The organism is Stieleria mannarensis, from assembly GCF_014154935.1.
Taxonomy (GTDB): Bacteria; Planctomycetota; Planctomycetia; order Pirellulales; family Pirellulaceae; genus Stieleria; species Stieleria mannarensis.
In genome coordinates, this window is sequence record NZ_JACEHH010000008.1 from 169,043 (window position 1) to 182,840 (window position 13,798).

A 13,798-nucleotide genomic window follows, 5' to 3' on the forward strand; every position below is an offset into this window, starting at 1 on the left:
TTTTCCTGGGGCGGCGCCGCCTCGCTACGCTTGGGCGGCGGCTTGCCCCAGGCTACGGATTTGTATGCCCTTCAGGCAACAAGATTTGTGTCGCCGTTGACGTCGCCGTCCGCTTAGACCTCGACCGGAGTAACACCGGCGTGTTGGTCGGCGTTGATGCGGGTGACCAACTCTTGCAGAACCTGCTCGGCCTGGTCGTGCGAGACCTGGCAGGTGCCGGCCGCTTCGTGTCCGCCGCCGCCATATTGATAACACAGCTCGCCGACATCGGTGCGGCAGGATCGATCCAGGATCGATTTGCCGATCGTGAACACCGTGTTCTGCTTTTGCTTGCCCCACAACACGTGGATCGAAATGTTGCACTGTGGAAAGACCGAATAGATCACGAACCGGTTGGTTGCATAGATCGTTTCTTCCTCGCGCAAATCCAACACGACCAGGTTGTCGTGAACGGTGCCACACCGTTTCAGTTGGTCCTGGGCCAGCTCACGATGCAGCTGGTACATTTCAACACGCTCGCGGACGTCCGGCAACAGCAGGATGTCTTCGATATCCAGATCGCGGCAGCAATCGATCAGATCCATCATCAATTGGTAGTTGGAAACGCGGAAGCTGCGGAAGCGTCCCAATCCGGTCCGGGCGTCCATCAGGAAGGAGAGCAGCGCCCAACCTTGAGGATTTAGTATCTCGTCGGCGGCGAATTTTGCTGCGTCGGCTTTGTCCACCGCCTCCATCATCGCCTGGCTGATTTTCGGGAACCGTTCACGTCCGCCGAAGTGGTCGTACACGACGCGTGCGGCAGAGTCGGCGCTGGTCGACAGCACATAGTTTTCGGCTTGTTCGCCTTCGTTACGAATCTCTTCGCTGCTGTGGTGATCGAAGCACAGGTGACAGCCTGGGACGTAGGGCAGGTTGGTCAGGATATCGTTCTCGGTCACCTCGATCTCGCCGTCCTGCATGTCCTTGGGATGGACAAATTTGATCTCGCCGAGGATGTCCAACTCTTTCAGCAGCAACGCGCAGACGAGTCCGTCAAAGTCACTTCGGGTCAGCAAGCGGTATCGTTGTTGTGTGTTGGTCATGTGCCCACATTCGATAGGTTTTGATGAAAGAATGCCCGCTGCGTGACAGTCTTCGCACCTCGACAGGTGCCACAGCGACGGGGAAGTTTAGGCCGCGAAATGGCCCCAAAACCGTGAAAAGCGAACGTGAAGCGAACGAAGCAATTGTCGGGTTTATCGCGGAGGGTAAACCCCAATGCCGCGAAGTACGCTGGCCCTTCCGCGCCGTCGCCCGTGGGGCTCAGCGCGACGACCTAGAAAGGACGTCGTACACCCTTCTACCGAGTACCTTTTACTCAATCTAAAGATAGGGATGGTCGCGATTTGCCTCTGCCTTAAGCTCGACAGTCTCTTAGGACCGTCGAAAGAATAAATGGCGGGGATTGATTGTGGGATAGGCTTCCAGCCTGTCGTTTTCGCCATGACAGGCTGGAAGCCTATCCCACATATTTTTCCGACGGTCCCTTCGCCCGACGTTCGCGTTCATCGTGGACGACGGGTCAACTCGGCGACGCGGCGGATCAGCCCGGCGGCATCGACGGGTTTGGCCATGAACTCGGTGCACCCGGCCGACAGGGCGTCGTTGATTTCATCGTTGGTTGCTCCGGCGGTCAGTGCGATCACCGGCACGGTGAAGCCCTCGTCGCGAATCTGTTGCGTCGCTTCGCGGCCGTCCAGTTCGGGCATCTGCATGTCCATCAGCACACATCCGAAGGGATTGTCGTCGGCTTCAGCGTCACGGATCGCTTGAACTGCTTCGGCGCCGTTGACGACTTCGACGACGTCCGCGCCGGCACGCGACAGGAACCGAGTGGTGACCAACCGCACGTCGCGGGAATCGTCGGCGACCAACACGCGGGCGTTGATTTGTTGCAATTGGTCTACGGCGGCACGGCGCGGCTTCAAATCGTCCGACCTCGCTTCGATCCGCTCGGCCGACGCCTCGACCGGCAATTGCAACACAAACTCGCTGCCTTCGCCTTCGACGCTGGTCGCGGTGATGTCGCCGCCCAACAGGTTCGCCAGCCGTTTGCTGATCACCAACCCCAGCCCTGTCCCTTCGACGCCGACCCGCTTGCGATCGTGGACTTGGCTGAAGGTTTGGAACAGCCGATGCAAGTTGGCTTTGGAGATTCCGATCCCGGTGTCGATGACGCGAAACTGGATCACGTTTTCATCGGCGTCATCGACCGTCACGACGACCCGCACGCTGCCTTCGGGGGTGAACTTCAACGCATTGCCGATCAAATTGACCAAGATCTGTTCGACCCGCGATCGATCACTGCGCAGGCTACTGGGGATCGGACCCTGGAATTCGATTGTCAGCGGCACGCCGGACGATTCGCTGCGGTGACGCATCAGTTCGTTGATGTCGGCCAGCATGGGCAGCAGTTTGAACCGCGATCGACGGACTTCCAACTTGCCGGCTTCGACTTTGGAAAGGTCCAGGATGTCGTTGATGATCCGCAGCAAGAACCGGCCGTTGCGGATCACGGTTTCCAGGTTGTCCGGATCGATCTCGTTGCCTTCGCGGATGTCTCGCAGCGTCAGATCGGCGAAACCCAAAATGGCGGACATCGGCGAGCGGATTTCGTGACTCATGTTGGTCAAGAATTGGCTCTTCGCCTGACTGGCTTCTTCGGCCGCGATGCGTGCGGCTTCCAAATAGGCTTCGGTCTCTTTCCGCCCGGTCACGTCGGTCATGTAGATCGCCGCGCCGTTGTCGACCGGAAACACGCGGGCGTCGTACCAACGGTTCAATCGCGGCGAGTAATATTCGGTCGTTTCCGCCGTTTGAGATTGCCGGACGCGATCGACCGCCGCCAACAAGGGCGGTTCGGCGTGGTTGCCGAACAAGTCGTGGACGGTGCGATCGACCAGACCAGATTCCTGGTCGGAAAAGTTCTGTGCCGCTTGATTGGCGACCTGGATCACACCATGTTCGTCGAAGCTGATGAACGGGTCTTGGCTTTTTGCGATCACCTCGGTGATGATCGCCCGCGATGCAGCCAGCTTTTGTTCGGTCAGCTTGCGTTCGGTGATGTCTTCGATCAACGAGATACAACACTCGGCCGTGTCGTCGACGTCCCGGCGAATCGACGTGGTCAGGTTGGCCCAAACGAGATGCCCATCCTTGTGGATGTATCGTTTCTCCATCGAGTAGCCGGGAATTTCGCCCCGCTTCATTTGCATGAACAACAGCAAGTCTGAGTCCAAGTCATCGGGATGCGTCAGATCTTGGAAGGACAGCGATTGCAGTTCCTCGCGACTGTAGCCGAGGATCTGTGCCAGCTTTTCGTTGGCCCTCACCCACTGGCCTTCCAGCCCGACGTGGGCGATCCCGATGGCGGCGTTTTCGAACGTGCTGCGGTATTCCAACTCGCTGCGTTTGAGCGACAGGTTGGCTTGGACGACATCGGTGACGTCGCTTTGCACACCGACGTAGTGGGTCAATCGGTCCTGGGCGTCAAAGATCGGCGTGATCACCAGTTCGTTGTAAAACTGGGCGTTGTCGCGGCGATAATTCAACAGCGTGACGCGGCAACTTTCCTGGTTCTTGATCGCGTCGCGGATCCGTTGAACGTCAGCCGGATCGGTTTCGGGGCCTTGCAGAAACCTGCAATTGCGGCCCTTGACGTCTTCGGGGGCAAATCCGGTCAGCTGTTGAAAGCCTTGGTTGGCGTACACGATCGGCATGTCGTCCTTCTGTGCGTCGACGATCAGGATGCCGTTGCTGGCCGCGTCGATGGCGCGGGTCCGCAGACGCAATTGTTGTTCGGCCCTGCGCATGCTGGTGATGTCATACAGCGTGATCGCGGCCGACGAAACACGTTCGAACTCATCCAGAACCGGCGTGACGCGGATCAGCAGCGTGCGTTGTTTGTCCAGGATTTCCGTCACGATCTCTTTCGCGGCGACTTCGCCCTTGCGGACCAGTTGACGCACCAGCGTTTCGCAGACCTCACAGATCGCCTGGGGCAGGACATCGCACAATTCGACGTTTCGTGACACGTCCAACTCATGGCCGAACAAGCGTGTCGCGCCGCGATTCCAACTGGTGACCCGCAAGTCGAGTTCGACGCCGATGATCGCATCGGTGCTGTCCTGGACGATCGACGTCAGTTTACGAAGCTTGTCGGAGGTTTCTTTGACGCTGCGCAGATTCGTCATCGTTAAAACGACCCCGTCGCGCTGGCGGTAGGGCGCGACCCGCAACAAAATCGGGTCCTCGCGGCGATCCGCGGTCTCAAGTTCAACGGGTTCGTGGTCGCGATGAACCTGACCGACCAAATCCACCAGATCGACGCCTTCGAGTGCGTGGGCATAATCGACCAACCGTTCGCCTTCGGCGTTCTTGCGGCGGATCAGCAACATGTCGGCCGCCGCCGGGGTGACGCGGCGGATGTTCAGATCGTTGTCGACCAGCACAATGCCGACGTCGCTTTCCTGCATGACCGTTTCCAGGTCACGCGTGGTTTCGGTCAACAACTGCAATCGCCGGCTGCTTTCGGCATTGGTCGTGTGCAATTCTTCGTTGACGCTGTGCAGTTCTTCGTTCGTGCTCTGCAGTTCCTCGTTGCTGCTGGTCAACTCCTCGTTGCTGGACTGCAGTTCTTCGTTGGTCGTTTCAACCTCTTCGATCGTCGATTGCAGGTTCTCGCGCGTGAATTCCAACTCCATTTCCAGCATCCGGATGCGTTCGGCGTTGAGTGCCAAGGCCGACGCGTCCGACGCATCCGCTTCGGCCGACGCCTGATCGCGTGACACCGCGTCGGCGGCCGGCATCGGCTGTGATTCAATGCGAGCGGTCGGTTGCCGGTGCGCCGGTGCGGCCGGGGTGAAGTTGATCAGATAGTGTGTTTCCGAATGGCGGGCGTGGTGAAAGGCGCTGATGCGGATGTCGATCCGCTGCGCCTGGACCGTGGCGTGTTCGGAGATCACCGACACCTGATCGGCCTTCAGCCGTTCGATCGCCAGGGTGACGGGAAGCCGCAACGATTCGACCAGCAGGTCATCGACGGTGCCGGTCAAGCGGCCCGGACGGGCGGTGACGAAGGGTGACACGTCGCCAAAGATTTGCAGCGGGCGCAAGGCGTCGTCGACCAGGATCCCTGGCGGTGCGAATTGTTCCAAGATGCGATCGTAGGACGCCACCAACGCCGGTGTGGGTGCTCGTGACGAACGTGGCCGCAGCGGAATCGAAAGCTCAGTCGGCGGTCGTTTGCGGAGTTTCAGATCCAGCGGCAAGCGAGAGTCACGGTGCTTTTGAAAGATCCGCCAGTGTTTGTCCAGAATCGAAAAATCATCGACCAGATCGCCGGGCGTTTCGCTCGGACCCAGCCACAGCACGCCGCGTGGCTGGAGCGCGTGGGCGAACATGTTCAACACGCGGCGCTGGGCGTCGTCGACCAGATAGATCAACAGGTTGCGACAGGTGACCAGGTCCATCCCGGTGAACGGTGCGTCTTGCAGCACGTCGTGGCGGGCAAACACGATCGAGCTGCGGATGTCTTTGCAGATTTCGAACCCGTCGTCGGTTCGGACCAGGTACTTTTCGCGAAACGCCTGCGGGATTTCCGCCAGCGATTCGGCCGGATAGACGCCTCGTTGGGCGAACCGGATCGCATCGGGATGCAGGTCGGTGGCAAAGATTTTGATGCCCAGATCCAGACCCGATTTTTCACACTCGTGATGAATCAACATCGCGACGCTGTAAGCTTCTTGGCCGGTCGCACAGCCGGCGATCCAGGAGCGGAACTCGTCCCCCACCGACTTGGCCGCAACCGCCGGGCGAATGCAGCGGTTGGCCAGCCGTTGATAGCCGTCGGGATCGCGGAAGAAACGCGTGACCCCGATCATCAGGTCATCGGCCAGACGTGACAATTCGGCGGGATCGCTGTCCAGCCGCTGGATGTAGCGGTCCAGTTGATCGATTTTGGACAACAACATCCGCCGCGACAAACGCCGGGTGAACGTACCGATCTTGTACTGTTGGAAATCGACGCCGCAGATTCGCTCCAGGCGGCTGTAGACCGATTCGAGTTCGTTGCGTTCCAGCTCGGGCGAACAATGGGCGACGACGTCGTCGATGGAACTGCCCGCGAGGAAGGCGACCAGCGATTCGGCCAACTCGACGACCGGGGCGACCACGTGCACCGCGGAGGTCTTGATCGCGTTGAGCGGCATGCTGTTGAATTGAGCGCTGTCTTCGTCTTGGGACAGCACCAGTCCGCCGACGCGATGCACGTCCACGATGCCTTCGCTGCCATCGCTGCCGGTGCCCGACAGGATCACAACCGCGACCCGACGATCGTTCTGGTCGGCCAGCGATTGAAAGAATTTGTCGATCGGCAAATTCAATTCGCCGTCGCCGCCACGCTCACGTAGCTGAAACTGGCCGTCGCAAAGGACGACGTGCTTGCCCGGCGGCAGCAGGTACACCGTGTCGCCCTGGGGATCGACCGCATCGGTCAATTGCACCGTCGGCATCTTGGTGCGGCGACCGAGCAGTTCGACCATATGACTTTGGTAGTCCGGCGACAAGTGCTGGACGACTACAAAGGCCGCCCCGGTGTCGATCGGTAATTGCTCGAACAGCGTTTCCAGGGCCGTCAATCCACCGGCCGAAGCCCCCAGACCGACGATCGGAACCGACCGTTCGGTATGGTCTTGCGGAAGCTCCAATTCTTGGGGGGCCTGGCTGGATTCCATCTGGCGGCTTGATCGAGGTCGCAACCGAGTCCCTACGTCGTGACCAACATCCAACGGAAACCGGATGTGGGGGGCTCTGCAGCGGAGAAAAAGTGTCGGGCATCTGAACGAACACGACACAGCCGCCATCGGTATGCGTGCCCGTTCCTGAGAGGCAATGAATGCTGCGACCTTGCAGACGCTGGATTTTATGGCGATCGACCATGCCTGTCAATTTGACCGGCCGCGTCGACGCGTGCCTAACGCCGATAGGATCTGGATCGACACGCACCTCATCATTCTGCCCCGGATCATTCTGCCGTCCTTCCCCTGATTCACACCGACCTGACAGGGGACGACCTGACAGGGGACGGAGGCGGGGTTGCCTCGCCGGGTTCAAAGTCGATCATCGACTTCGGCGGCAGCGCGACACGCAAGGCGTTCAGTACGGCGGCGACATCGATGATTTCCTGGCAGATCGCGCCGGCGACCGGGGTCAGGTACCCCGCCGCGGCCAACATCATCCCGACGATGCTGAGTGCCATCCCGCCGATCGCACTCTGCAAGGCGATTCGCCGCATCCGCCGGCTGATGTGCAGAAATTCGTCGATCTTTTGCAGCGAGCTATCCAGCACCACCACGTCGGCCGCTTCGGTGGTGACGTCGCTGTTTTGGCCGAACGCGATGCCCACCGTGGCGGCCATCAACGCCGGGGCGTCGTTGATTCCGTCGCCGACAAAAATCGAATTCGCCTTGGCCGTTTCCGCATTGACGATCTCCAGTTTCTGTTCGGGACTTTGGCTGAAAGAGACGTCTTCAATGCCGACTTGTTCGGCCAGGTAGCGGACTTCCGATTCACGATCGCCGGACACCATCATGGTCTGACGGATCGCATGCCGGGGCCCCAGGTGTTTAATGAACGAGGCCCCGTCGCGGCGCGGGGTATCGCGAAATCGATATGTCGCCACGTAGTCGCCGTCGATCAGGATCACACATTCCAGTCCCCCGGCCTGTGCTGGCAACTGCGACGCCAATTCGGGTTGCTGGGCGAGCAGTTTCTTGCGGTTGGTGACTTCGACACTTCGATTCGCGACGATGCCACGCAATCCCTTGCCCGGCGGTTCGCTGATTTCCGAAACGCTTTGCACCGGGCAACCGGCATCGCCGGCCGCGGTCACGATCGCCAGGGCCAACGGGTGCTTGGAAAAGCGTTCCAACGAACCGACGACGCCCAAAATCTCCCGGTCGCGTGACGGGTCGGCACACACCCGATCGACCAATTTCGGTTCGCCGTAGGTCAGCGTGCCGGTTTTGTCAAAGATCAACGTCCGGCAGGTGTCGGCCATTTCCAGTGACGAGGGGTCGCGCACGATGATCGCACGCCGCGCGGCCAACGAAATCGATCCGATGATCGCCACCGGAATCGCGATCAGCAATGGGCACGGCGTGGCGACCACCATCACCGCCAAGAAACGCACCGGATTGCCGGTGGCAACCCATGCCGCCAACCCGATCGCCACGGCCAGCGGGGTGTACCAGGCTCCCAATTTGTCGGCCAGACGCCGCATCTTGGGCTTTTGCGTTTCGGACGCCTCCATCACCTCCATGATCTTGGCATAACGCGAATCGACGGCCAACTTGTCGGCCCGGATGATCAGCGCCGACTCGCCGTTGATCGCCCCCGACAACACCGACGAACCCGGCGTTTTGGACATCATGTACGGTTCACCGGTCAAGTACGACTCGTCCATCACGCCGTGCCCTTCGATCACCGTCCCGTCGATCGGACAGATCTCGTGGGGAAACACCGCGACGATGTCGTCAACCGCCAATTCGTTCAGATCGATGTCTTCGATCTCCGAGCCCTGTTTGCGGTGGGCGACCGAGGGCATTCGTTTGCTCAGGGCGCGCAAGACCGACGAGGCATTCCGCACCGCATACGCCTCCAATGCCTCCCCGCCGGAAAGCATCAGCACGACCAGCGAGCCCGCCAGGTACTCTTGCAACAGCACCGAGGTGACGATCGAGATCCCGGCTAACAGGTCCGAACCGAACTCCCCACGAAACAACTTTTTCAACAGATCCCAGACCAGCGGGATGCCGCCCAAGACCAGCACGGCCAACAGCGGCGCGTCGACCATCGCCGGCGAACGGCCCATCGCGAAACGCAGCACCAGATGCAACGCGATCATGATAATCGCAAAAATCGCGATCAACGTTTCGAGCGACTTCCACGTCGGCGTCGCCTGCTTCGCGTTCGTCTCAGATGCCACGACATTTCCTTGGGGTGCGACGTGAGTGCCCAAAACAACTTCAACCGGAGCAACTGGCATACCAAGGGAGCCAACTTTCGGCCGAACCATGAAAACAGTTCCCCGGAGAACGCTGCCCCTTCCGGGCCGTCGCGCGATTTGTCCCCTCTTCAGCTCAGCCAACCTTTGCGCCAAAAAAACAGCACCAACGTCGTCGCCGTCGCGGCCATCAGGGCCAACGCGAACGGGTAGCCGAAGGTCCAGTTCAGTTCGGGCATATTCCAGGTCGATACCGCCGAGTTGAAGTTCATCCCGTACAATCCGGCGATAAACCCCAGTGGCATAAACAGGGTGGCGATGATGGTCAGAAACTTCATCACCTGATTCATCCGGTTGCTGACCACCGTCAGATAAAAGTCGCGTAAATCGGAACAGAGTTCGCGATCGGTTTCAATCACATCCATGATTTGAATGATGTGATCGTAGCAATCACGTAAGTACAAATCCGTTTCATCGGAGATCAAATCACCAGAATCACGAATCAACGCGTTGATCGCGTCACGCAGCGGCCATATGGCTCGGCGAACGGAAAGCAAATCGGTGCGCACTTGATGCACTTGGCTGATCAGATTTCGCTCGGCACCGGCGGAAATCAAACTGTCCAATCGATCCAGGTTTTCTCCATGTTTTTCAAGCGCGGGAAAGTAGTCGTCGATCACCGCGTCCAGGAGTGCGTAGAGCAGATAGTCCGCTCCGTAGGTCCGGATCTTGCCTTTGCCTGCGAGGATCCGCTGGTGCACCGCGTCAAGACACACGGCGTCACGCTCGCGAAAGGAAACGACAAAATCGCGTCCCATAAACATCGCCACTTGCACGCTGCCATCAGTATGGCCGTGCGGCAGGGCACGGGCGATCATAAACAGATGGTCGCCGTACAGTTCGACTTTGGGCCGCTGGTGGACGTTGACCACATCCTCCAGGGCCAGATGGTGCAGCCCAAACAGCTCACCCACCCGCATCACCACGTCCGCGTCTCCGAGACCATTGACGTCGACCCAAGTTACCGCGGCCCCCTTGATCTGCGCAGTGATGGTCTCCAAGTCACCCACCTCTCGGTCCGAGCAATCGTTCGAACCGTACGTGACCAGCCGCATCAGGGGCGGGGGCGCATCGGGATGGGGCACCACCGCCCCCGGCGGAGTGCCCGGACGCGTCTGACGCCGAAAACGCTTCCTGGACCGTTTCGCAGTGTGAGAGTGACGGGTTGCCATGATCGGGCTTGTTTGTGAAGGATGTCAGGCGCCGAGCCGTTTTTGGAATCGTAACACGCTGAGGATCAACACGATCGCGCCGCAAATCGTCAATCCGGCCACCCAGGGGACCAGATCGATAAAGTCGGCACCGCGAAGGACAACGCCGCGGAGGATTTCGATGTAGTACGTCGCCGGGATCGCGAAGGTGACCAAGTAGATCGGCAGCGGCATTTCGCTGCGCGGGAACACGAATCCGGAAAGCAACACCGACGGCAACATGATCACAAAGGCAAACTGAACCGCTTCCAGTTGCGTCTTGGCCAGTGTGGAAACGAGCAACCCCAGCCCCAGCGAGCACACCATGAACAACATCGACAACGCCAATAACAAGGGGATGCTGCCGCGGATGTCGACCCCGAACACTTCGATCATGACGGCCAGCACCGTCAACAAGGCGACAAACCCGACCAGGGCATAGGGCAACAGTTTACCCAACAGCAGCCCGGTTCGGCCGACCGGCGTGACGAACAATTGTTCCAATGTTCCCAACTCCCGCTCGCGAACGACGGCGAACGAGGTCAGAAACAGCGTCACCAACTGCAGGATGATGCCTACCAAGCCGGGGACGAAGAAATGGGAACTCTCCAAATCGGGGTTGTACAGCATCCGAGTCCGCACATCGATCGGCAGCACACCCCGTCCCGAGGCATCCCGGGCCGGAGCGATTTGCAGGGCCTCGCCTTTGGTCTTCGCCATCTGGATCGACAGATTCAACCCCAACAACTTTACTGTACTTTGCGCCGTCGTCGCCACTTGAGAATCACTGCCGTCGATCAAGACTTGCAGACTCGCTTGTTCGCCTCGCAGGATCTGGTCCACGTAGTCCGGCGGGATTCGCACTCCGACTTTGGCCCGCCCCGATGACATCGCGCGCTGAAACGCAACTTCGCTTTGCACGTGTCCGACCAATTGAAAACGTCGGGTGTTGACCAGCGCATCGACAAGCTCACGAGACTCCTGGCGACCATCCATATTAAACACCACCGTGGGGATGTTCTCGATCTGTGTGTCAATCGCGTAGCCGAAAATGATCGTCTGCATCACCGGAACGACCAACATGAAAAACAGCGTCGTCGGTTGACGGCGGATGTGAACGAACTCCTTGATCAACACGGCTGCCAGACCGGTCCACGTGCTGTGTTTTCCTGGACGCGTAAGGCGTGTTTCCGGCATGGGCGGAGCGCCGGAAGATTCCTCGGCCGATTCATCGCGGGGTAACGATTCCTGTTCCGATGACTCACTTTCAACGCGGTCCTCTCGGTCCGGATCGACGCGGCCGACTTTTTGTGCGTTGCTGGTCAGCGTCACAAAGACGTCTTCTAAACTGGCGGGAACCTGCCGCGCTTCGGCCGACGCGGTGATGCCCAGTTGCCGCAACACGTCCTCGGGTTCGCGCGTCTGCTGCAGCAGCAAGTGGATCGTTTCGCCGAACAAGGTCGCGTCGCGGACCTCCGGAAGCCGGCGCAGCGCCGCAAGGTGCTGCGCCGGCGAGGGCACTCGCAACTCATAGCGACGCGAATCGGCTGGGTTGACCTCCGGAAGTTGCTTTAATTGTTCGGGTTTTCCCAGCACCAATAATTCGGACTGAAAGATGTACCCCACATCCGTGCATCGTTCGGCTTCGTCCATGTAGTGTGTCGTGACCAGCAGCGTGACGCCTTGGCCTGACAATTCGAACAACAGGTCCCACAGGTGCCGCCTGGCCACCGGATCAATGCCGGCGGTGGGTTCGTCCAAGAACAACACGTCGGGCTGGTGAATCAAAGAACAGGCTAGCGCCAAACGCTGTTTCCAGCCGCCGGAAAGCGTGGCGGCGGGTTGCGGCAATCGGTCCGACAGCCCTGTCAAATCGAGCACGGCCCCGCGACGCTCGACCAGTTGTCGCCGATCGAGCCCATAGATGCGAGCGTAGAAGTCGAGGTTCTCTTGAACAGACAAATCGCCATAAAGACTGAACTGCTGCGACATATATCCGACCCGCGGCTTGATTTGTTCCGCGTCGCTTCGTACGTCCAACCCCAGCACACTCGCATCGCCGCTGCTCGGCGGCAGAATGCCCAACAACATGCGAATGATGGTCGATTTGCCACTGCCGTTGGGGCCGAGCAGCCCAAAGATCGATCCTTGGTGAACTTGGAAACTGACATCGCGAACGGCCACCAACGGGCCGAACGAACGCGACAGCGATCGCACGTCAATGATCGGCCCGGTCATGGCGCGATCCCGTGTTCATCCGAATCGTGTTCGTCCAACCACACGTCGGCCATCATTCCCGGCCGCAACGAGCCGTCTTCGTTTTCGATGGCCACCTTGATGCGAAAAACTTGTTTCGATCGTTCCTCGGGCGTCTGGACGTTGCTGGGTGTGAACTCGGCTTGCCGGGCGATGAAGGTCACGACGCCCTGAAAGGTCCGGTCGCCGTAACTGTCGACATTCAATTGAAGCCGTTGACCGAGTTGCATCCCGACGCGGTTTTGTGGAATGTAGCTCCGTACCCACAGCTTGCGGCGGTCCAACATCGACAGTACCGGTGCCCCCGGCGCGACCATGTCGCCGGGCTGCAAATCGAGTGCTTCGATCGTGCCGTCGATGGGGCTTTTGACGCGGAGTTCTTCTTTCTGACGCCGGATTGCCTGCAGAGCCGCTTTGGCGGCATCGCGTGACGCCTCGGCTTGATCGATTTCCTCTTGGCGGTAACCCCGCTGCATCAGCTGCCACGCCTGGCGGGCTTCCTCGACCCGTGCGGCAGCCTCGCGCAATTCCTCTTCGCGCGTTCCCGCCAACAACAGGTCCAGTTCTTGTTGGCGGACATCAAGATTGGCCGTGGCTGCTTCCAGTGCCTCGCGGGCGGCGTCCAATTCCTGCTCGGACGTGGCATTGGATCCGGCCAATTTGGACAGACGTTCAAAACCCTGGTCGGCGAGCCGCTTTTCGGCCTGGGCCTGTGCGAGTCGCCCCCGCGCAGCCTGGATCTCCTGCTTTCGCGGCCCCGCCACCAGTAGATCCGATCGGGCCTGTAGCTGGTCCAGTTTGGCTTTCGCTTGAGCGATCTCTTCGTCACGAAATCCTGCCAGGAATCGGCGGTACTCCGACTCACGGGCCGCCAGGGTCAGTTCCATTTCCTGTTCGCGTTCCAACAGGTCATAGGGCTCGAACTCGACCAACACTTCACCGGCGACCACTTCCTGGCCTTCTTCTACATGCACGACCGACACCCTGCCACCCACCCGCGATCCGAGACGAATCTCGTCGGCCTCGATGATGCCCGAGACGCGTGGTGGTTCCCGGTTCCACTGGCTGTAAAAAACCAGCGCCAGCAAACCGATGACCGCGGCAGTGAGGGGGATGAATCGAGCTATCATGTTGTAAGCGTCAACTTGAGAAAACAGCCGAGTGTGGAACGCGCCACGTCGAGGTAGCTACGTTCGCCAGAGCGTGGAAAACGCTGGCGATCCACCTTCTGGCGAAGGCAGCTACGTTT

At 59.6% G+C, this 13,798-nt stretch carries 6 protein-coding genes; all 6 read right to left on the reverse strand.

Annotation, left to right across the window (positions count from 1 at the left end; translation table 11 throughout):
- Positions 1-113 precede the first annotated feature (113 nt).
- Positions 114-1,082, reverse strand: coding sequence for an exopolyphosphatase (locus H1B37_RS07815; protein ID WP_182866076.1), 969 nt, complete (start codon positions 1,080-1,082; stop codon positions 114-116).
- A gap of 462 nt (positions 1,083-1,544) precedes the next feature.
- Positions 1,545-6,773: a PAS domain S-box protein gene (locus H1B37_RS07820; RefSeq protein WP_182866077.1), complete on the reverse strand. Its 5,229-nt coding sequence runs from the start codon at positions 6,771-6,773 to the stop codon at positions 1,545-1,547.
- 314 nt (positions 6,774-7,087) lie between these two features.
- Entirely contained in the window at positions 7,088-8,944 is a 1,857-nt protein-coding gene (locus tag H1B37_RS07825; protein ID WP_286177521.1) for a heavy metal translocating P-type ATPase, read from the reverse strand.
- Positions 8,945-9,174: 230 nt separating this feature from the next.
- The gene (gene corA, locus H1B37_RS07830) at positions 9,175-10,275 is read right to left on the reverse strand and encodes a magnesium/cobalt transporter CorA (RefSeq protein ID WP_182866079.1); all 1,101 of its coding nucleotides are present in this window, start codon (positions 10,273-10,275) and stop codon (positions 9,175-9,177) included.
- A gap of 24 nt (positions 10,276-10,299) precedes the next feature.
- Positions 10,300-12,531, reverse strand: a complete 2,232-nt coding sequence (locus H1B37_RS07835) for an ABC transporter permease (RefSeq protein WP_182866080.1) — start codon at positions 12,529-12,531, stop codon at positions 10,300-10,302.
- Positions 12,528-13,679, reverse strand: coding sequence for an HlyD family secretion protein (locus H1B37_RS07840; RefSeq protein WP_182866081.1), 1,152 nt, complete (start codon positions 13,677-13,679; stop codon positions 12,528-12,530). Before H1B37_RS07840 ends, H1B37_RS07835 begins: the two co-directional genes overlap by 4 nt.
- Positions 13,680-13,798 lie beyond the last annotated feature (119 nt).

Coding starts and splice junctions, on each gene's coding strand:
- H1B37_RS07815 (WP_182866076.1), bottom strand. CDS start 1,082: ATGACCAACACACAACAACGATACCGCTTGCTGACCCGAAGTGACTTT.
- H1B37_RS07820 (WP_182866077.1), bottom strand. CDS start 6,773: ATGGAATCCAGCCAGGCCCCCCAAGAATTGGAGCTTCCGCAAGACCAT.
- H1B37_RS07825 (WP_286177521.1), bottom strand. CDS start 8,944: ATGATCGCGTTGCATCTGGTGCTGCGTTTCGCGATGGGCCGTTCGCCG.
- corA (WP_182866079.1), bottom strand. CDS start 10,275: ATGGCAACCCGTCACTCTCACACTGCGAAACGGTCCAGGAAGCGTTTT.
- H1B37_RS07835 (WP_182866080.1), bottom strand. CDS start 12,531: ATGACCGGGCCGATCATTGACGTGCGATCGCTGTCGCGTTCGTTCGGC.
- H1B37_RS07840 (WP_182866081.1), bottom strand. CDS start 13,679: ATGATAGCTCGATTCATCCCCCTCACTGCCGCGGTCATCGGTTTGCTG.